At 36.5% G+C, this 19607-nt stretch carries 23 protein-coding genes and 2 pseudogenes; 17 read left to right on the forward strand and 8 right to left on the reverse strand.

Annotation, left to right across the window (positions count from 1 at the left end; translation table 11 throughout):
• Positions 1-45 precede the first annotated feature (45 nt).
• The 6 genes and pseudogenes from LG34_RS17360 to LG34_RS09540 all read right to left on the reverse strand — a co-directional run bounded on the left by LG34_RS17360 (position 46) and on the right by LG34_RS09540 (position 4560).
• Positions 46-495: a helix-turn-helix transcriptional regulator gene (locus LG34_RS17360; RefSeq protein ID WP_330427532.1), complete on the reverse strand. Its 450-nt coding sequence runs from the start codon at positions 493-495 to the stop codon at positions 46-48.
• Positions 496-546: 51 nt separating this feature from the next.
• Positions 547-798 (reverse strand): annotated as a pseudogene (locus tag LG34_RS17365) (AraC family ligand binding domain-containing protein); the annotation flags it as partial.
• Between the two features lie 227 nt (positions 799-1025).
• Positions 1026-1415: pseudogene (locus tag LG34_RS17495) on the reverse strand (nucleotidyltransferase); the annotation flags it as partial.
• Between the two features lie 344 nt (positions 1416-1759).
• Positions 1760-3079: a sensor histidine kinase gene (locus tag LG34_RS09530; protein ID WP_158582276.1), complete on the reverse strand. Its 1320-nt coding sequence runs from the start codon at positions 3077-3079 to the stop codon at positions 1760-1762.
• Positions 3076-3795, reverse strand: coding sequence for a LytR/AlgR family response regulator transcription factor (locus LG34_RS09535; protein ID WP_109215868.1), 720 nt, complete (start codon positions 3793-3795; stop codon positions 3076-3078). Before LG34_RS09535 ends, LG34_RS09530 begins: the two co-directional genes overlap by 4 nt.
• Positions 3796-3993: 198 nt before the next feature.
• Positions 3994-4560 carry an accessory gene regulator B family protein gene (locus LG34_RS09540; RefSeq protein WP_109215869.1) on the reverse strand — a complete coding sequence of 189 codons (567 nt, stop codon included), beginning with the start codon at positions 4558-4560 and terminating at the stop codon, positions 3994-3996.
• Positions 4561-4785: 225 nt separating this feature from the next.
• Between LG34_RS09540 and LG34_RS09545 the strand changes: the two genes are divergently transcribed.
• The 13 genes from LG34_RS09545 to LG34_RS09610 all read left to right on the forward strand — a co-directional run bounded on the left by LG34_RS09545 (position 4786) and on the right by LG34_RS09610 (position 15890).
• A complete protein-coding gene (locus LG34_RS09545) occupies positions 4786-5235 on the forward strand; it encodes a hypothetical protein (RefSeq protein ID WP_109215870.1) in 450 nt (149 codons plus the stop codon).
• An 86-nt stretch (positions 5236-5321) separates the two neighbouring features.
• Complete coding sequence (locus LG34_RS09550; RefSeq protein WP_109215871.1) at positions 5322-6299, forward strand: hypothetical protein; 978 nt, start codon at positions 5322-5324, stop codon at positions 6297-6299.
• A 57-nt stretch (positions 6300-6356) separates the two neighbouring features.
• On the forward strand, positions 6357-7127 hold the full coding sequence (locus LG34_RS09555; protein ID WP_109215872.1) for a hypothetical protein: 771 nt from the start codon (positions 6357-6359) through the stop codon (positions 7125-7127).
• The gene (locus LG34_RS09560; protein WP_109215873.1) at positions 7114-7965 is read left to right on the forward strand and encodes a hypothetical protein; all 852 of its coding nucleotides are present in this window, start codon (positions 7114-7116) and stop codon (positions 7963-7965) included. The genes LG34_RS09555 and LG34_RS09560 overlap by 14 nt, the downstream gene beginning before the upstream one ends.
• Positions 7958-8659, forward strand: a complete 702-nt coding sequence (locus tag LG34_RS09565) for a hypothetical protein (protein ID WP_109215874.1) — start codon at positions 7958-7960, stop codon at positions 8657-8659. Before LG34_RS09560 ends, LG34_RS09565 begins: the two co-directional genes overlap by 8 nt.
• Complete coding sequence (locus tag LG34_RS09570; protein WP_109215875.1) at positions 8643-9290, forward strand: ATP-binding cassette domain-containing protein; 648 nt, start codon at positions 8643-8645, stop codon at positions 9288-9290. Before LG34_RS09565 ends, LG34_RS09570 begins: the two co-directional genes overlap by 17 nt.
• Before the next feature lie 178 nt (positions 9291-9468).
• A complete protein-coding gene (locus LG34_RS09575; protein ID WP_146190213.1) occupies positions 9469-9864 on the forward strand; it encodes an SH3 domain-containing protein in 396 nt (131 codons plus the stop codon).
• Between the two features lie 173 nt (positions 9865-10037).
• Positions 10038-10532, forward strand: a complete 495-nt coding sequence (locus tag LG34_RS09580; protein WP_109215877.1) for an RNA polymerase sigma factor — start codon at positions 10038-10040, stop codon at positions 10530-10532.
• Positions 10522-11712 (forward strand): hypothetical protein, encoded by a 1191-nt coding sequence (locus LG34_RS09585; RefSeq protein WP_109215878.1) that lies wholly within the window; start codon positions 10522-10524, stop codon positions 11710-11712. Before LG34_RS09580 ends, LG34_RS09585 begins: the two co-directional genes overlap by 11 nt.
• A 347-nt stretch (positions 11713-12059) precedes the next feature.
• Complete coding sequence (gene dnaN, locus LG34_RS09590) at positions 12060-13172, forward strand: DNA polymerase III subunit beta (protein WP_109215879.1); 1113 nt, start codon at positions 12060-12062, stop codon at positions 13170-13172.
• Between the two features lie 538 nt (positions 13173-13710).
• A complete protein-coding gene (locus tag LG34_RS09600; protein WP_021738306.1) occupies positions 13711-14520 on the forward strand; it encodes a PD-(D/E)XK nuclease family transposase in 810 nt (269 codons plus the stop codon).
• 95 nt (positions 14521-14615) lie between these two features.
• On the forward strand, positions 14616-14879 hold the full coding sequence (locus tag LG34_RS09605) for a hypothetical protein (protein ID WP_021738305.1): 264 nt from the start codon (positions 14616-14618) through the stop codon (positions 14877-14879).
• Positions 14880-15035: 156 nt separating this feature from the next.
• Positions 15036-15890, forward strand: coding sequence for a hypothetical protein (locus LG34_RS09610; RefSeq protein WP_109215881.1), 855 nt, complete (start codon positions 15036-15038; stop codon positions 15888-15890).
• 305 nt (positions 15891-16195) lie between these two features.
• Here LG34_RS09610 and LG34_RS17500 read toward each other — a convergent pair whose 3' ends face one another.
• Both LG34_RS17500 and LG34_RS16750 read right to left on the reverse strand, forming a co-directional pair.
• Positions 16196-16816, reverse strand: a complete 621-nt coding sequence (locus LG34_RS17500; RefSeq protein ID WP_109215882.1) for an accessory gene regulator B family protein — start codon at positions 16814-16816, stop codon at positions 16196-16198.
• Positions 16789-16950, reverse strand: a complete 162-nt coding sequence (locus LG34_RS16750) for an AgrD family cyclic lactone autoinducer peptide (protein WP_158582275.1) — start codon at positions 16948-16950, stop codon at positions 16789-16791. The genes LG34_RS17500 and LG34_RS16750 overlap by 28 nt, the downstream gene beginning before the upstream one ends.
• A 181-nt stretch (positions 16951-17131) precedes the next feature.
• Between LG34_RS16750 and LG34_RS09625 the strand changes: the two genes are divergently transcribed.
• From LG34_RS09625 to LG34_RS09640, 4 genes are read left to right on the forward strand one after another with little or no spacing between them, the layout of a single operon-like run.
• Positions 17132-17470 (forward strand): helix-turn-helix domain-containing protein, encoded by a 339-nt coding sequence (locus LG34_RS09625; RefSeq protein ID WP_109215884.1) that lies wholly within the window; start codon positions 17132-17134, stop codon positions 17468-17470.
• Positions 17463-17867 (forward strand): LytR/AlgR family response regulator transcription factor, encoded by a 405-nt coding sequence (locus LG34_RS09630; RefSeq protein WP_181369342.1) that lies wholly within the window; start codon positions 17463-17465, stop codon positions 17865-17867. Before LG34_RS09625 ends, LG34_RS09630 begins: the two co-directional genes overlap by 8 nt.
• Before the next feature lie 17 nt (positions 17868-17884).
• A complete protein-coding gene (locus tag LG34_RS17505; RefSeq protein ID WP_431602610.1) occupies positions 17885-18175 on the forward strand; it encodes a LytR/AlgR family response regulator transcription factor in 291 nt (96 codons plus the stop codon).
• Entirely contained in the window at positions 18175-19464 is a 1290-nt protein-coding gene (locus tag LG34_RS09640) for an ATP-binding protein (protein ID WP_109215887.1), read from the forward strand. The genes LG34_RS17505 and LG34_RS09640 overlap by 1 nt, the downstream gene beginning before the upstream one ends.
• Positions 19465-19607 lie beyond the last annotated feature (143 nt).

The raw sequence follows: 19607 nt of genomic DNA on the forward strand, positions 1-19607 counted from the left end.
AATCGGATGAGGGAGCATATCCCGTCATCCGATTTTTCGCGACGGTTAAGTTTCATGACTTCTTGGGCGGTACTGGGAAGGGGAGCAGCCTTTCTGCTTATGAAAGATCCGGCTGAAATACAGGGCATTGTTGTATCCGACAATGCGTGCAATTTCATTGATGGAGTAAGTTGTATTTTCCAACAGTACCTGTGCGTTGGTCATCCGAAGCGAAGTAATGAACTGCACCGGTGTTTCCCCGGTATATTTTTTGAAATTACGGATGAACCAGCTCACACTCATGCCAAGGGAAGATGCATACGCATCGATGTTAATGTCATGGTTGTAATTCTGGTTAAAGTAGGAGGCAGTAGTATCCATCTGCCGGTCCAGAAATTCATTTTTCAGGGTGTGCTCCTGGAGCATTGCCCGGTGGAAGATGATGAGCAGATGGCATAGTAACAGCGTCAGCATTTCCTGATAATCCGCATCACATTTCTGTAACTCTAAGATCATGCGTTTAAAGACGCGCTCATACTCTAAGGATGTCCCGACCGGGAAGATCCGTTCTTTATCTGCAAATCCATTTTTCCGTAAGATATTTTTTACTTCGCCGCCGGTAAAGTGTACCCAGTAAACTTCTGTTTTGTCTTTCCCGTAAAATTCATACTTCTGCAGTTCTGCGGGACGGAAGAGTACAATGTTCCCGGCAGGGACGATGGTCTCATTTTCCGGTTTATCAAAATGAAAATGCACCAGTCCGGAAGCGATGTAAATGATCTGGAAGTCTTTTCGTCCCTTGGGGCGGTAGGTTGGCATTTTTGGATGGCTGGAGAGCCGGTAGGTGCCACAGCTTCTTTGATAAAGCTTTCATTAAATCCCCAGAGATTCATGGAAACGGTGGTGTACCCATCGATGTCCTGCCAGGTAGCTCCTTTATCTTCGGTAAAGTGGATGCCGTTTTCATACGTTTCAATCTGTGTATGCTCCACGACACTGACCAGGTTGGCATCAGCATCGGTGGTGCAGACACCTCTTGCAACGGAGCCGTTTTCCGTAACGGTATTTTTTAACTGATAGCCGACCATGCAGTAGCGGTATTTATCATCATCTGAATGTGTGGACAGGTAATCGTAGATGATCTGAAAACAGGTGGTGCTATAGTAATCATCCGCGTTGATCACTGCAAACGGTGCATCAATGAGATCTCTGGCTGCAAGGATCGCATGGCAGGTGCCCCATGGTTTTTCCCGTCCGTCCGGTACGGTATATCCTTCCGGCAGGTCCTCTAAATCTTGATAAGCATAGGAAACATCCATATAGTTTGCGATACGTGCTCCGATTGCTTCGTGAAAATCCTTTTCGATGGAGTGCTTGATAATAAAGATCACGCGTTCAAACCCGGCACGACGGGCATCATATAGTGAATAGTCCATAATGACTTCCCCATGGCTGCCAACAGGATCTATCTGTTTTAATCCCCCATAGCGGCTGCCATAACAACTAAGATCGGTTTTTTCATGTATGTATACCTCCTGTGTAAAAATGCTGGAAGGCAGACGGGTATGTGATTGAATAAACACGTAAGTCTGTCTCCGTTCGATTGTGCCCTAAGTATACTGCAAATAAAATGAAGTACAATGGATAATACCGGAAGAAAAAAGTGGCAAAATGGTACAATACAGAAAGATGGGAAAAACGGAAGAGAAGATGATTAGCCCAGGGGTGGATTTTTTGCGGAAGTTATGGAAAAGTAATAAAAAATAGAAGTCCACTCCGTTTAAGAGTGAACTTCTGATTCGTTGATTGGTTTTTGTGGGAAGAATAGCATTGCAGATGCTGCAAAAATACCATTTTTGTAATTAAATTGTAAAGCACCATCATATTTTTCAACTGCCTGAGCTACATTATGTAATCCCCAACCATGGAAGGAAGATTTATTTGTCCGTTTCGGAAATCCGTCAGTTGCAAACTCAATTTCAAGAGATGGATTTCTGATTTCTATGATGACAAATTTTTTGATACTTTGGATATGGATTTTTATTGGTACAGTTTGCTCCGGTAATTGTTTCGTTGCTTTTATTGCGTTATCCAGTAAATTAGCCAATATCGTACAAAGATCGGCATCCTCAATACCTGTATTGTATGGAAATTCTGCTTGAACATCATAGTGGATACCTTGATTTTCCATAAGCTGTATTTTGTCATTTAATACGGCATCTACGACATCATTATCGGTCCAGCTCGTTTTCTTTAATAATTGGACCGGTTTTTGTATATTTTCAATGTAATTTATGGCATCTGAAACACGATTTTCTTCAAGCAGATGGTATAGTGTGTACAGATGATTTCTGATATCATGGTACAGCATTGCATTTTGATTAAACATTGCAGAGAGATTTTGATATTTTTCTTCCAATAAATGTTTGCTCAATGCTTCTTTTTCTTGTAAATGTCTGCGGCTTCGTAAGTCAATTTCAAAAAGCAGGATGAAAAACAGCAGTAATAAGAAAGCAGCGAAAACCACCCAGAGTTTTGAAGTTGTTGTCGTATAATTTTGAAATGTACTATGGATCATATATAAAATACTGATATATCCTAATACCGTAACAATCGCCAGTTTCCAGACGTAAAATTTTTCTTTTGCAATACGCCGGATGACAGCACATACAAGAAGGACAACAATCGCCTGTCCACATTTTGTTGTAAGTGAGAAGATAAAACGTGGCCATCCATAATCTAAAATGAGTGTAAGATAATCAGCTCTGTAAGAAGAAAAATGCATGATCAGTGAGGCATAACAAAATTCATAGCATCCCATCATCAATACATAAAATGCACTTATGGAAAGTAGCATAAAATAATCTTTCCGGACTAAAATACATCCGCCAATAAAGGTAGACAGGACGAATATTATAACTGAAAATGCAGAGAACAATGATATCTGGTTAATAAACGTAGTGCAGCAGGCTGATACAAGCGTGATAATAAATGCATATTTATAATTAATATCAGAATAAATGGCTTTTAATATAATAAAAAATAAAAATACTTCGATGAATGTAAAACCATAATCAAAAATCATAAATAAAGCTGTCATAGTGAATCCCTCCATAATTTTTGAAGCTGAAATTTCAACTCTTTCATACGAGGAATACTGGCAAGGATAAAATGACCATTATCTAATTCAATGGTTGTATCTCGAATGCATACAATATGAATTAGGTTTACGATAATACCTCTGTCAATAAAAATAAAATCAGAACTGTTAAGGCTTTCCATAATCGGGACTAAACTTTTTCGTTCTTTTAAAGTATCTTGATTTGCTAAATAAAAAATACTATTTTTCCCTTCACGCTGTATGTATAAAATGTCTTTCAATACTATTTTTCGATGCATTCGGTTATACGATAAGAGATAATATTGATCTTCCTGTAAATGAATCATTTTAAGTGCATCTGCAATAGCTAGTGGCAATTTCTTAGGAATGGTTTCTTTATCAATATACCGGAAAATGGATAGTTCAAATGCATCCAATGCATATTTGGAATGGGCGGTAATAAAAATAATCAATGAATTTGGCAAATGTTTTCGGATATTTGCGGCTAATTCCATACCATCAATGTGTGGCATTTGAATATCCGTTAGTATAAGATCATAAAAATGCCCTTCGTTTATATCATAATTTAAAAATTTACTTTCCCTATAAAGCGTAATTTCTGCAAGTTCATGATTTGATTTTAGTATATCCGTTACTGCCTGATTCAGATTTTGTAAAGATACTTCTGAATCATCACAAATTGCAATTTGAATCAATTTATAAAACCTCCCTAAAAATAAAACTATTTAGATGATAACTCAAATAGCAAATAATAACAATGTTTTATTTGGAACTGTCACATTCAGAGACAGATGGACATAATGTATCAGGTTTTTGAGGCTGATAGGATAGCCAATTAGAAGTAGTTCCGGCACATGTTTTGGCAATCCACTCTAATAATGATGTAATAAAATTCATAATAATTCCTTCTTTCGTACAAGTGTTAGCATAAAGATTTCTATAAGTGCAATCGCTGGCATAAGAGCAAGGGGGTAGTCTAAAAATGACAATACAATCAATCCTAAATATTCAGTAATAGAAAATATAATGCATAGCATATGATTTTTGCGGATTTGCGTAGTGGTGAGAGGTTGATCTGAATGTATTATAGGTTTTTGCTTTGTAAAATAGGTTACAATAACAAGCATTATAATTATAAGGTATAGGGGTGAAAACTTTACCATATATAAAAACTTGTATAGTATAATTCCAAAAACAAAAAGTAACATAGATAGAAAAAAACACCCATGATATGTTTTTGCATGGTAACCGCCTACTACGGATCTTATAGGCATGAAAAATAGCAGGTATAGGATACCATGGATAGGTCCTATGGATAATGTTGCTATGGTAATGATTCCAAGTATTCCAATTATAGTGGATAAAAAATATTCTAATGCATATTGATAAATATCACGCTTCTGGTAATCAGCTCCCTTCTTGATTAATTGTTCTGTAAGTAATTTTGCTAATTGCTCCATAATACTTCCCCCCTGCAGTTTAGCTGACTGTATCTTAACATATAAAATCAAAAATAGTTTACTGTGTCCGCGAATAATAGGGTTTCTGTCCGCGAATCAGTCTCTAATAAGGATTGACGGACTGATAGTATATGATTGACGGACATTTCAAGACAGACAGAAAAAAATATGTCATAGTATGGTTACACAGAAATATTGGAAGAAAGAGAGAAAGGAGAAAATACTATGAGAAAGAAATTATTAACAGGTATTATGACTGCAGCAATGGTAATGTGTTTGGGAGTAACACCTGCATTTGCAGGAAATACGAATTATGCGACTGGAAAAGTAACAAACGTTTATGGTACATTCACATATCGTGCGATGACTAGTTACCCAAACAAAAAAGCGACAGCAAATGCAATGTGGTTTATGAATATAAGTAGTCTTAACTTTGCGGGTTCAATAGATGGTACATCTGGAATAACATTTAAACCAATGTTGCGTTCAGGAAATTCTTCTTATACTGAAGTTGAAGATGCAGATGCTGCATGGGCAAAAACAACAATGAGTACTAAGTATTATAGTTGGAATGGTCATGGACCTGCAAATGTAACATATTATCTGGGAGTACGATTAGATAATAGATTGAGAAATACCAGTGCAACAGCTTCGGGTTACTGGAATGCAAATTAACAACTACTGAGAAAATATAATAATGTAATAGGGTAAAGTAACTTTCTTCCGGTATTTCTGAAGTTGATGGAAGCAAGGAAAAATATATGAAGAGGAAAGTTACGACAGTTTTATTTTTATCTCTAATAGTTGGAATGATGTCTGCCTGTGGAAAACCGGAGTTGGATAATACTTCGGTACAGGCTGAATCATTAGATAAGATAGTGCGACAACAAATAAAAGAAGAACAGGGTCGATGGATTGAATGTACGTTTGCAATACCAAATAAAGATGAATATCCAAGTGATATACACATTGCAGCAACTGTTACTGTACCGGAATCTGAAATTGTGCAAGGCGATTATGAACAGACACTGATTTCTAAAAATCAAATAGAAGAAGTATTACTTAATGATCAAAAAATGGAATCAGTAGAAAGTAGCGTCTTAGAAGAAGTATGGCAAATTGCATCAGAGTCAGAAAGTAATAAAGCATTCAAAGTTGATTATACGATAGATAATGGAATCAAAAAGTCTTTTTATGAGAATACTTCTATCCAGAATGTTGCAGACATTGAGTATACGGAAAATAATTGTCCAACACAGGAAATGAAAGAACAGCTAAAAGTTTTATCTGAAAAAGCGAAGGGAGTATCAGAACAGCTTGGCATAACATCGTATATTTTAACGACAAGAATAGGCGGGAATAATGGATACTATATGGCAGACGTTTTAAGTGCTCCTTGTATTGATGATGTCCCATTAGTTGAGCGTACTGGGATTTTACGAGATAGCTATTTTATTTCAAATGATGGGGTTAGCAGTATGCAGATTCATGGATTTTATTCAAAAAAGAATGAGAAAAGAGTTTCTGTTATGTCTGTTGATGATATGCTAAAGATTGTAAAAGAAAAGGCAGAGAATGGAGAAATACTAGGATGGAAAGATGTCACTTATACAAATATTACGTTAGCATATTACCTAAATTCTGGAACGAATAGTTTTTATCCTGTTTGGTATATATTTTCGAACTCATCAGATGCATATATCTGTATCAATGCACAGAACGGTGAATTGTTATCTTAATAAAAACTGCTCAGATACTAATGGATACATTGTTAAATATATAGGAGAGAAATAATTATGCTAGGTCATATGATAAAGCGTGCAATCTGTAACAAGTGGATGGTATTAGCATGCACTGTTTCGATCGCAATTATTTATTATGAAATATTGCTTGGATGGATACCAATTAGGGGGATGATAAAAGAACCAGAATATTATAATGGATTGGCACAGATGGTTTGGTTGTTTTCCTTATGCTCATACTACACGTTTGCTGGAATGTTTCCGGGGCTTGCATATGGAAGTTCATTATTAGAAGAACGTAATAGTGGATACCTAAATTATGTAAAAAACAGAATATCATTAAAAAAATATATGGGGTATAAGGTGATTGCAGTGGGTATTTCCGGTGCAGTATCAACGCTTATCCCATATCTTTCCGTAGCTGTTCCATTCAGTTTTTTTACGCGAAATTCTTCTGTAAAATTTTCGAAAGATTTTGCTGAACTTATATGGAATCGGGTTATAACAATGTGGGGAGAACCAGCAGTTTACATTTTGCGTGGTTTACTTATGGTTTTATTTGGAATTCTATGGGCTGAATTGGCACTTCTGCTTTCAATGGTTATAAGAAACAAATATATTGTCTATATTTTGCCATTTGTAATCTATCAGATTTTGTGGATTGCATTACCTCATGCAGTGAGCCCGATTTTTATGATTGGATACGATTACGATTATAACGATTCATTGATACGACCATACCTTTTGTTTGCAATTTATATTGTAGGGGTAGTTTTGGCGATATGGTTTTTATTCAGGAGGCAGAAAAAACATGAGAAAATTTAAAACAATGTTCTTGCTGCTCTGGTATCAGTTGCAGACAGTAGCATATCGGAAGCGATGTGTTGCAGGTTATCTAGTTGGAATAGCATCAATAGCTGTTACGTCTGTGAATTATTATCATTTTTTAGGAACACATACAGGAAATTTGTGGGAAGCGTTTATTCAACATTTTGGTATGTATGGAAATATTTCCTTGGTCGTTTTCGGATTTATTATCGTGATATCGGATGCACCATTTATCTATTCCGATTCATTTTTGAAGATTCATCGTACAGGAAGAAAGAATTGGTATGATGCGATGTGGTTGTATATCGTAATTCAGGCTATACTATACTATTTTATATTGGCACTCCTAAGTGCAGTGATTTTAATAAGAAAAACCTATATGAATAATATATGGAGTCAGGCTATACAGAGTTATGCAGGGGCAAGTTCATTCCGAAATAATTTATCGATTCCATCACCGTTGTTACTGAGTCAATACAGTCCATGGTCAGCGATGATACATACGTTTTTGCTTATGGTTTTATATAGTGTATTTTTAGCTGGAATACTATTTGCTTTGAATATGTATTCAAATACTGCTTTTGGCACGATTACTGTTGGAGTTCTTCATGTAATTACAATGCTTATTTCTTCCTTGGATCGGTTCACATTTTTGGGACCATGGTTACATTTTAATAATGCTATTTTGTCGAACCATTTAGGTGATTATGGACTTACTTTGGCACATTCCTATATTTATTTCGTTGTTAGTATTTATATTGTATATATGTTAGGAAAATTTGTCGTAGTCCATACAGATTTTAGAATGTTAGGAAGCAGTGAAAATAATGAATAAAAAATTTTTATTATCGATTGTGATTACGGTTGGATTAACATTTTTTTTAGGCATTACGGCATTAGATTTTACAGATTTGCTGTCCGGACCGGGATGGACACCGGAAAATGATGGATTTTATGGGATGGATATTGTGCAATGGCTGTTGCTTTTTATGCCTGTCTATGCTTTGGAACTATGGCATTGTGAAAATATGTTAGATCAGGCATTTTTATACGCGTATCGTTACCAAAAAGTACAGAGATGGTGGTTACATACATATGGAACACTTATTTTACAAACAGTAATTTTGTATTTGTGCGTGAGTGGATGTGCATGTATTATCATGGGTAATCATTTAACAAAGCAGATAGCATTACCGCTGTTTTTGATTATGTTACATTCGGTGTTCTTATTAGCTTTTTCTATTTGGATCAAAATGATAAGTGGAAATATGATTGTTGCAAGTATCTTGGCAGTAGTTTTAGAAACGGCCGCAAAATTTATGGTAGTTACGCAACATTTGACACCAGCACACAGTCCATTTTCCTGGGGAATGTATTATTATATCAGACAAAATTATGGAGATGGAGGCTTTTCTGTTATGGTGGTAGCAGTCATTCAATTACTGGTGATTTGCAGTCTGTTAATATTAGTATCCAGAAGAGGAAAAGTATTGTTGTTAAGGAGGATCAGTGATGGAAAAGTTCATTGAGGTTAAACATGTAAGTAAAGCCTTCAAAGGTGAAAATGTTTTAGAGGATATTAATCTTGAATTATATGATGATCATATTTATGGATTTGTAGGACGGAATGGCTCTGGCAAATCAGTTTTGTTCAAACTGATCTGTGGTTATATGTATCCCAATCTTGGAGAGATCATTGTTCGCGGAAAAAAAATAGGAAAAGATGTAGACTTTCCGGAGAATTTAGGTGCATTGATTGAAAATCCGGGATTTTTATGGCATGAAAGTGGATTGTCAAATTTAGTATATCTGGCAAAGATTGCCGGAAAAATATCGAAAGAGGATGTAAAAGAGGCAATCAAGCGCGTTGGGTTAGATCCGAATTCCAAGAAACATGTAGGAAAATATTCACTTGGTATGAAACAGCGTTTGGGGATTGCACAGGCAATCATGGAAGATCCGGACATACTAATTTTAGATGAACCTATGAATGGGTTGGATGAGAGCGGCATAGAAGATATGCGAAAGCTGATCTTGGAATTTAGAAAAACTGGAAAGATTGTATTGATTGCGAGCCATAACAAGGAAGACATTCAGGTATTATGCGATGAAGTATTTGAAATGAAAAATGGAAAACTCTGTAATAAGGAAACAGCATAAAATGGGAATCTATGGATGGAAACAAATAGTGAAAATAAGATAATCCAGATGTGGTCTGGCAAAGATCCATTTAGCGCCCCACAACATTTTAAAGAGGTTGTGAGAGCCAGGTTAAAAAATGTAGCAAAGAAAATTTTTTATATAAGAGTAAAGCGTTAGAAAGGCGGTAGAGGAAGCTGTGAAAAAGAAAGTTATGAGAACATTTTGTTGTATATTGGCAACATTATTTTTAAGTGTACCAGGTATTGCGTATGCAGCGGAAACAGGAAATGCTCCAGCAGATAATGTACAAAACTGTGAGATACAGATTTTATCAACGGATGTGGAACATAATCGTAGTTTGGCAAGAGTGACAACACATACTGCGAATGGTGAGATCATCAATAATGGAGTGCGGTTAAGAAAATCTCCAAGTACATCTGCAACGATTCTTGAACTCATGTATGATGGAGAACTGATCTGGATTGACTGGTCTGCATATGGAAGTGCCGGATTAAATTGGCATCGTGTACAGCGGATTAAAACAGGAACCTACGGATGGGTGAGCAAATCCTATGTATATCATTGGGATTAAGAAAAACGATTGATTATTGCAGAGGGTTTTGCTCTCTGCAATTTTTCTTTATAAAAAGATGCAGATAACATGCATATTCGACTTGATGTAAATTTTAGAAAACCATTTGCAGGTTTCAACTGTCTTATATATGTAACGGAAAATTATAGTAGAGAATTGGTGGACGAACTTATATGAGTGTAATGAATAAGGAAGAATTATCGAAGCTGATCTTGGAAAATCAAAAGGAAATGTATGTCTTGGCGTATTCCATACTGAAAAATCAGGCGGATGCCCAGGATGCAGTGAGCGAATGTATCGTGCGTGCATTTGAAAACAGGACAAGTCTCAGGAAACGTACAAGTGCAAGATCCTGGCTGATGAAGATTCTGATCAATGTATCCCGTTCGGCGATCACGAAACGACAGAAAGTTGTGCTTTTTGCTGATCCGGAACAATACGAGCAGGAACCAGAAACAGCGGAAGACCATTTATGGTCAGTAATTCTGGAACTGACGGAAAATGTGTGTGTTGTCATGGTTCTCTATTATTATGAGGGATTTTCGGTAAGGGAGATCAGTACACTGTTAGATATTCCGGAAGGAACGACAAAAACAAGGCTCTCATCCGGGAGAAAACAGCTGGCAAAATGGATAGAGGACGGAAAGGAGCGTGGACATGTTATCTGATGAAAAAATGGATCGAGAGATTCGGGAGCATGTAAAGGAGCATCCGGTGATTTTACCGGAAGATTACCAGGCAATGGTACAGGAGCAAATCAAAAAATGTTGTGAAGGGGAAATGCATATGAATAAGAAAAAACAGAGAAAAAAGAAAATGATTGCAGCAGCTTGCGTTATATTATGCGTTGGAGTTTGTGGCGCTGGTGGCGTGCGTGCTGGAATGAATTATGCAAAACAGCGTGCGGAGCAGACCTCTGAAAAGGAGCAGGAAGATTTATGGACGGATGCTGCCAAAGCGGATGCAGATACATTTTCCAGAGAGTTATCACAAAAGGAGCAAAAGCGGCTGAATGAACTGGCAGAGAAATACCAGGCAGAAGGTTTATTCCCAGATGGAAGCATTTTGCAGATTTCGGATAAATCTGAAATTGTATCAGATCAGATCTGTTTTCTGGCTCAGAACAGTACCTTTTATCTGCCAGAGAAAGCATTGAATGATGAGCAGATGTTGGAATTGATCGATTTTTATGCAAAGCGGGATTACAGTGTGACAGCACAGGGACAAAAAGATGCAGATGTGACCAATGCTTCAGCAGATGATGTGACAGAAATTACCCAAGAGGAAGCATTAGAAAAAGCATCTACTTTGTTGGAGCAGTTATATGGGATTGATACGGATACGCTTGCAGTTGATACAGAGCATGATCAGGCATTAGACGCAAATGGAGAGACATTTACAACAGATCATATTACTTATCGGGATGAAGCGGCAGGTATTTCCTATATGGTATCCGTAAATCTGCAGAATGGAGAAATAAAGACTGTTTCAGCGGAAAAAGACACTGGTTCAAATTATTCCAAAAAAATAGCGGAAGATGCAGCACAGTACCAGGGACTTTCTTTGGATGCAGAGAAGATGGCGCATGCATATATGGGAGAAAATGCTGTGTGGACTGCAAAACGGATCGAATATATGCGGGATGAAAAGCAGATGCTAGGAACAGGAATTGTAAATTATATCTTTGTGACAGATGCAGATGCTTGTGTTATAAGTTATAGCTGTGCACAGCAGTATTTCTACCAGGTTCGACAATTCTCAAAGGATGAGTTAGACAGCTACTTGTCAGATGAAAAAGAGCAGGGGGCATTGAGAAGCCTGGAACAGATAATAGCAGACGTAAAGTAGTGAAAGTATCATATGAAAATACGACAAAAAGTGGCAGGAGATAAAAAACTTCTGTCACTTTTTTGCGTCGAATAAGTGTTAAGTTTCCTCCCAGTTCAAATCAACGTATATATCTATTAAGAGTCAATAATACATTCGAGACAGAATGATTCAGTCAGGAGCGGTGTCAGTAGCAGACAATAAGCTCAGTCAGTAAAAAGCAAGGTTCCTTGCAAACAAACCCAAGTGGATATAACAGGAGCAATCCTGTTTATATTAAAAAGAAAATATTCGGATACCGGAAAGCAGGGCATCATGCTCTGCTTTTTCGTATTCCCAAAAAGAGGAACGAAGGAGGAACAGAAAAAATGAAGATCACAATTCAAAATGGTGAGCTGGAGCAGAAAGTTGGTATTGCGCTCAAAGGTATAAATGGTAGGAATAGCACAAGGCCGATTTTAAAATGCATCATCATCAAAGCGAAAGAGGATGAAATCCTGCTGGAAGCTACTAACCTGGAGATTGGATTACGGGTGAAGGTAGACGGAACGGTAGAAGAGGAAGGATGCTGTGCGATTGATGGAAAATCACTGGCAGACATTTCCAGAAAAATGCCTGACGGTAATGTGGTAATTCAATCGGATGAAAAAATGGCTGTGATATCCGGGAAAAAGGTGAAGATCAAGCTGCCAGTCAGCGATGTCGAGAACTTCCCAGGACTTCCGGATCTGACAGAAATGGAAGTAAGTTGCAGCGTGTTGCAGGGAATGTTAAAAGATGCCTTAAATGGGGTACTATTTTCCATTGCGGTCACAGAAGTGAATCAAATGCTGTCGGTGGTACATGTTAAGTGTGAGGAAGGGCAGATGCGTCTGACCGGACTGGATGGTCATCGGATCGCAATCCGGGCGCTAGAGGTACAGACGGAGGAAATGGAATTAAATCTTCCGGGAATCCCATTAAAAGAGATCGCCAAGCTGTTAAATAATGAGGAACAGAAAGTAGATCTGTGTGTAACGGAGCATCTGGCTTGCTTTCTGATGCCAGATGTCTGGGCATCTATGCGGCTGGTTGATGGAAAATATTTTGATCTTTCTGCATTCCTGCAGGATAAGACAAACAGAAAGATCAGAATCGATAAGACACAGTTAAAGGACAGTGTTTCCAGGGCATTGCTGCTGCTGGCAGATAAGGTGCAGAAGCCATTGGTCGTACAGGTTGCGGAGAATAAAGTGACACTGGAAGCTGCGACCACAGCAGGGGAAATGTCAGAGTCGATCAATGCCGTAACGGAAGGGGAAAGTGGACTGCTAAGAATAGGATATAATCCCCGCTATCTGATGGAGATCTTGCAGGCCGTAGAGGATGAAACCATTGACTTGAGTTTGGGTGGTGCAAATGATCCTTGTCTGATCAAAGGGATGGATTATCTCTATGTTCTTTTACCGGTTTCATTAGGCAAAACAGAAGCAGCACTTTAAATATTGGAAAGGAAATTTTTGATGAAGAAAGTATTAAAAGGAAAAGTATATTGCACCGAGACTGCAAAAGAAGTTGCGCGTATTGAGAATGGATGTATTTTTTACCACAGTGTTAAAATCTTATTCCAAAAAAACAGGGGAATATTTCCTTTATGAAAAGTACGTCGTAGATGAAAGTATCGAACCATATACGAAAGAGGAAGCGGATGCGTGGCTCAAACGGCATAAAGCTGAAATTGAGGAAACAAAAAAACGTAACAAGAAGTAATTGCAGGTACGGGTCATGTCAAAATAGGTTGATCTTGGAACCGGAATGTGATTTGCAGAAACTTTTTTGTAGAAAATTGTAAATATTTGTTACTACATGCCCGTTAAATCCGTATATAAGTATATAGGCATGGAAAGGAGGGCTGGAACAAATACTTACAATTCAAATGAAAACAGGAGGTAGAGAACTTGAAAGAAGAAGTGATTATGTGTAAAATAGTCTCAAAGACAAATGGATTTCATGGGAATAGTTGGGAGGTGAAGTACACCGATGAGCTATAAGATGGAAACATTTGAAGAACGCAAAGTGCGCTACATTGAGAAGATTAAAAATCTCACCATGATGAGCGACATTCTGGCAAGGAATGTGCTCAAAGATAAGGAATGCTGTGAATACATATTGCGTATCATTATGAATGACAGCATGTTGACCGTTCTTGATAACCAGGTTCAGGTGGATTACAAAAACTTACATGGCAGGAGTGCTGTTCTTGACTGTGTAGCAAAGTCGGGGGATGGTCGCCTGTTTAATGTAGAAATCCAGCAGGAAGATGAGGGAGCAATCCCGAAACGTGCCAGATATCATTTAGGATTAATGGATATGAATGTATTGAATCCGGGAGAGTTTTTTGATAAACTTCCCGAAACATATATTATATTTGTCACACAGGATGATACGCTTGGTTACAGATTACCGATTGCTCACGTGGATCGGATCATAAAAGAAAATGGGGCAGAATTTGGAGATGAAGCCCACATTATTTATGTGGATTCAAGCAAGCATGAGGATACAGAGCTTGGACGGCTGATGCATGATTTTCACTGCAAGGCGGCATCTGATATGCAGGACGGTGTATTAGCAAAAAGGATATACGAGTTAAAAGAGTCAGAGGAAGGAGTCACGCATATGTGTAAAGTGTTGGAAGAAATTCGTGAAGAGGGACGAATGGAAGACAAAATGGAAACAGCAAACAATTTATATAAGATGGGGATGCCATTGGAGCAGATTGCTCAGGCAGTGCAGGTAAGTGTTCAAATGATTCAGGAATGGCTTTCTGGAGAAACTTCCCCAGTGAAATAATTCTAGTAAATGGATGAATAGCCAGAAATAACAAGATATAGGCTCTGATAATATAACGATCAGAGCCTATCATGTTAAAGGAGGAGTAATAGAAAATGAGCCGAGAGATAGAAGAGATACGTGCAGAAGGCTATGCAAAGGGACGTGCAAAGGGATATGCCAAGGAATATGCAGAGGAATATGCGGAAGGTTATGTAGAAGGATATACAGAAGGCTATGCACTAGAAGAAAAAAAGGAAATGGCGAATCGATTAAATGACTTTGGCCTGCCAGTGGAGCAGATTGCCCAAGCGTTAAATGCAGATGTTTCCATGGTGCAGGAATGGCTTGCTGAGCCACAGTTGCCGAAAGAACAGTAGGTAGGAAGAAAAGATAAAAACAGTGAAATCCTGGCTTCGTTTATTGAGGTCAGGATTTTTTTTCGCATTTTTTTGTTATGAAAGGTGCTCGAAATCCGTATATATAAGTAGACAGATGAGAAAGGATGCAGGAATATCCTGCAAATAGGTGCGAAAATGGAACAGTACACATTACCAATTATGCGTTACACAAATGAGATCTGGGATATTTTATATCCAGAGGCTACCAAGGATGAATGGAACTGGATGAACAATGTACATTCCAGTGCAGATGCCGCAATCATACAAATGCAAATGGCAAGGCAGAGTGCGCATTATCCTAAAAAACTGGGGAAAGTGCAGTTTGTGGTAATCGACCAGGAATTTTTTCAGTGGATTGGTATGACGATCCATGAGTGGGGGCAATTGTCACTTGGAAAAAAGGCGAAAGACATGCAGAAGTATTTTCATCAGTTGACGGAGCCGGATATGCAACGCCTTTTGGAAAAGAACCATATGGATCAGGATCATCGGATGTATGTTTACCGATTCCGGACAGAAAATATGTTACCAAATTTGTGTGAACTGCCAACGAATCTAAAAGAGCTGCTTACAGACTGCCTGAAACTGCGGGTGGATGGGAAGCCGTTATATCTACCGGGAATCTGCTTTCCCAAGGATTTTCATGGATTGGAATTTACACCATCAGAACTTTATCGGGATTTCCAGGAGATGGCAGAGATTTACTTTGCCACAGGTGCCAGCGTCCGGAAGGGAAAATACCGCGTGGACCAAAAGCGAGAGGTTCGGGAAGCATCCGGACAGGAGCTTCAGATTCCCTTTGTAGTGGCGCATGAAGCGAAGGCATCCATGAACCTAGAGGAGCTGTTTGAGTCACCATTTCACTCAAACGTATTTCCGGAAGAACTGCATACAGCTCTGAAAGAGACGTTTGGCGAGATCCAAAACCCACAGATTATACGCATTTTGGACTTGCCCTGGTTTATGAAGTTTCCATATGTAAAAAACTGACGTATATAAAGAATATCAGTCATAGATCAGGAAAAAATTGGAAGAGTTCGATGTATTCGGTCTAGGTAGGGAGCAAGATATTGAAAGCTGTTGTACAGTGTGGAGAAAAAGTTATTGCTCCGATTCAAATAGTGATCAAATTTCATACATAGAAGGCAGTTATTTACTCATATCAGAGAATAACTGCCTTTTTTGTCTGTCTATTGAATTATATTTTGTGGATTCTTAAAGCTGGTTATGATTTACCATAGCATTTCTATGAAATAGTATACTATTTTCCATTTCTCTTTATATAATGTAAATTACTATGATATTGACTTTAATCTGATATAGAAACAAAATTTTCTAAAGTAGGAATTGTGCTTATTAAGGGATTTCCACTTGATTTTACCCAAAAACAATATACAGATCATTGATAGCAGGACAAGTGTAATTAGCCATAGGTAATGTTGGCTATTCAAATAATAAAGTATGGATTCCGCTACAAAGATACAACAGATGGAAAGCATTAAACGAATTCCAAATGTATGGTACTCTCCTGGTAAAATTGGTCTGGAATCATTGATAACGGGAGAAATACACAAAATTGCTATCATACTTAATATTCCTAATATATAGGAAATTTTACAATTAACAACGGTAAAGTGTGATGTTTCCATTATCAAGAAAAAATACAGTGTGGATATTATTGTACAAATCCATGCATTATCGAAATGAAATCCTCCGGCAAAAGAACGTAGAGGAATAAATACGGAAAAGAAAAGAAGTCCTTCTATATAGCTATGTGTTATGAACATAATGAAAAAACATATTATAAAAGTTATTCCGATTTCGATCATGGCATGGATACCATATAAGACAATTTCCAGTTCTTTTTCAGTGTAGTTTTCAGTGCGAATTAGTTTTTCATATATTTTTTTGTACATTTCTTATGCTTCTCTTCCAATAAACAGGATGGGGTTTTTGGCTGATGGAAAACAAACCAGCAAAATCCATCTAAGGTCATAGCTGCAACAGCAGCAGTTGAATGAAGTAAAATTTTTTTCCCATTTTTTTTCATAATGTAAATCCTCCTTTTTGAAAAGAATACCATATAACGGGTATGAGCAATTCTATCAATCATTTTTAAGTATAAAAATGACATTTTTGCATGAATATATAGCAAATGGGTTTTCCTTATAACTAATTGGAGTATCACAGAACGGATTTTTTTATACACTTAGGGTTAAAAGGAGACGGGAATGGTGAAAAATCGTATTAAGGAATTACGCACGCAAAAGAAATTAACACAGCAGGGATTGGCAATGGCGATAGGATGTTCTCAGAATCAAATTAGCAAAATTGAATCGGGGAAAAGCGAACCAACAAGCAGTTTATTGAAATCATTGGCACATTTCTTTAAAGTGTCTGTGGATTACTTACTTTGTGAAACTGATTTTAGATATAAAGTAGATGTTTCCGAAGCATATAGTAATCAAAAATTTGTTGAGACATATGCCAGATATGCAGCTTTGCCAGTTAAAAAACAAGCACTCATAGAAGATCTTATAGATGCTCTTTCACCGGAAGAAAATGATTAATATAGCAATATGTGATGATAATGTATTTACAACAACTCAAATTGAAAATTTAATTACCAGTTTTATGAAACACAAAAATGTTGAGTATAATATTGATGTTTATTTTGATGGAAGTACACTTCTAAATGGATGTTCAACAACTTGTGTATATGATCTCGCATTTTTGGATATTGAAATGCGTGTGGATGGGATAACTGTTGCACGTAAAATGAGAGAAAAATCTTATGATACGGTTATCATATTCATTTCAGCATATACTTCATATTGTCAAGAATTATTTGAAGTAGAGCCATTAAGATTTGTACAGAAGCCTATTGATCAAGTTCGATTTAATGAATATCTGGAGCTGGCATTGAAAAAGATTATATCTGAGAAAAAGATTTATTCATTTTTGTAAAACATAAACGATTTTCAATTCTAGTCAAGGATATTATATATTTTGAAAGCCGACTACATACAATAATTATTCATACAGTAAATGGTGATATGTATCAAAGTGGAAAGTTAAATGATATAGAGAATAAATTTCAAGAAGGACAGCACAATTTTTTACGGATACATCAATCCTTTTTCGTGAACCTACATTATATTCAAGCATTGAGCTTTTCGGAAGTGAATTTATATGATGGTACATATTTAAAAATAAGTGAAAACAGAAGAAAAATGGTTCGTGAACAGTATTTACGAATTATGGAAAGATTGTAATGGAATACATAGTAACCTTCTTACAATATATTATATATTTTTGGATTATTGGAGAGTTTTTTAACTCTTTTTTTGATGAAAAACGAGAACTTAGCATGGTGTTCAGGATATGTATATGGTGTATCTTGTTTTTCTTAAACTTTTATTTCCTAAATTGGATAGGTGCAAAATATCTACTCAATTTTATTTTGCAGACGGCCTTTATGGGATGTGCATGTTATGCTTTATATCATGCGTCTGTTTTAAAAATTGCTTTACTTACATTTCTTTGGAATATAGTAGCTGCATTGATAGAGGTAATTGTATATATAATTTTACAGGGAATGCATTATCCGCAAGAGGTTTTTTATTTAACGGGAAGTATTATATCTAAAATGCTTTTGATCGCATTATTAACATATATTTCGCGAATATTTGTAAAAGGTTCTTTCTCAAAGTTACCGGTTAAATATTGGAGTTTTATGATGAGTATTCCACTTATCAGTAGTTTGATTATTTATTTGATTTTTGAAGCTGATAACAAAAATGGAAATACACATGTTAATTCTATGTTTGCGGCAGTGTTACTGTTATTGGTAAATATATGCATTTTTCATATTTATCAGCAAATGTCCAGATATATAGAACTTGAGCGTGCTCATATTATATACGAACAACAAATACAGAATACTTTAAAACAGATTCAGGGAAATGAGCACTCTTTGAAAACACTAAAGCGTGAGTATCATGATTTTAAAAATAAAATCATATATATACAAAATTTGGCTCAGAAAAATGACTGTACAGAAATTATGAAATATATTCATGAATACCTTCATATTGCGGAGCCTTTTGTCCCAGTAGTAAATACTGGAAATGGAGTGTTAGATTCATTGATAAATTACAAGCTAAATTATGCGACCAATCAACACATAGTTTTTAAAACGCATTTTGAAATCCCGGAGAATTTACCGTTTGATAATGATGCTTTATGTATTATTATTGGTAATGGATTAGACAATGCAATAGAAGCAGTGTCTAAGAATGCAGATAATAGTAAAAAATATATTGAATTATCGATATTTTACAAAAAATCTTGTCTATGTATTATCATTCAAAATCCTTATGATCAAGCGTTGGCGTATAATGAAAAGCATCATATCATAAGTACTAAGAAAGATATAGGGAATCATGGAATAGGATTATCATCAATTCAGATGGCATTAGAAAAGTTTCATGGAAATATGTACATTAATGCGGAGCAATCTATTTTTACGTTGAAAATGTTAATGTATGATAATAAATGTTAAATATAGTCTGTAATTGAATGTATGTCAATCACAGAAAAAAGAATATTGAATATAATAGAGTATTTTCTTAAAAGTCAGATTTAAGAAAATGCTCTTTTTTTACTTTATAGGAAAGTTCTCCTTTGGAGAACTCTTGATATAAA

Origin of the sequence: Eubacterium ramulus, from assembly GCF_003122485.1 — a bacterium.
In the GTDB taxonomy this organism is placed as follows: Bacteria; Bacillota; Clostridia; order Lachnospirales; family Lachnospiraceae; genus Eubacterium_I; species Eubacterium_I ramulus_A.